The following is a 741-nucleotide window of genomic DNA, read 5'->3' on the forward strand; positions in this document are numbered from 1 at the left end:
GTTGCCGAAATACTTGATAAATTAACAAAATATGTTACCGAATTACAAAATGAATTACTATTAAGAACTAAACAATATAACTACTACAGAAACTTTCTTCTTAGTGATGAATATTTAACTAAGAAGAGACTAGAACTTTGTGGGGAAAATGCTGAATTAGAATTTAAGCAATTAAGGGATATTTGCAAAATTATTCGTGGAACTCGCGTTACAAAGAAGGATTTACTTAGTGATGGTTTATATCCTGTAGTTTCTGGGGGAACTGGTTATATGGGATATTTAAATAAATATAATCGAGAAGAAAATACAATTACCATCGCACAATATGGTATGGCAGGATATGTGAATTGGCAAAATGAAAAATTTTGAGCAAACGATGTTTGTTTTTGTGTGAACCCGATTGATAATGTTGATAAAAAGTATTTGTATTATTTCTTGGTAAATAATCAAGATTATTTATACTCAATATCAAATAGAAGTGCAATCCCATACAGTATTTCAAGAGATAGAATATACGATATTCAAATCCCAATCCCACCCCTAGCAGTTCAAAAGCACATCGTTTCAATCCTTGATCAATTCAATACAATAACAAACGATATTACTCAAGGTCTGCCTAAAGAAATTGAACTTCGCCAAAAACAATACGAATACTATAGAGATCTTCTTTTATCATTTGATTCAAACAAAGAGTAATAAATCTAAAAACTCAATCTATTATTAACTTCTAAACATTGTAGT

At 29.6% G+C, this 741-nt stretch carries 1 protein-coding gene; it reads left to right on the forward strand.

Annotated features, from left to right (window positions below):
• Positions 1-696, forward strand: a 696-nt coding sequence (locus UDIV_RS04020) for a restriction endonuclease subunit S (RefSeq protein WP_038103667.1), incomplete at its 5' end; no start/stop codon positions are given.
• Between the last annotated feature and the right edge of the window lie 45 nt (positions 697-741).

The sequence above is a fragment of the Ureaplasma diversum NCTC 246 genome, assembly GCF_000731915.1.
GTDB classification, from domain to species: Bacteria; Bacillota_I; Bacilli_A; order Mycoplasmatales; family Mycoplasmoidaceae; genus Ureaplasma; species Ureaplasma diversum.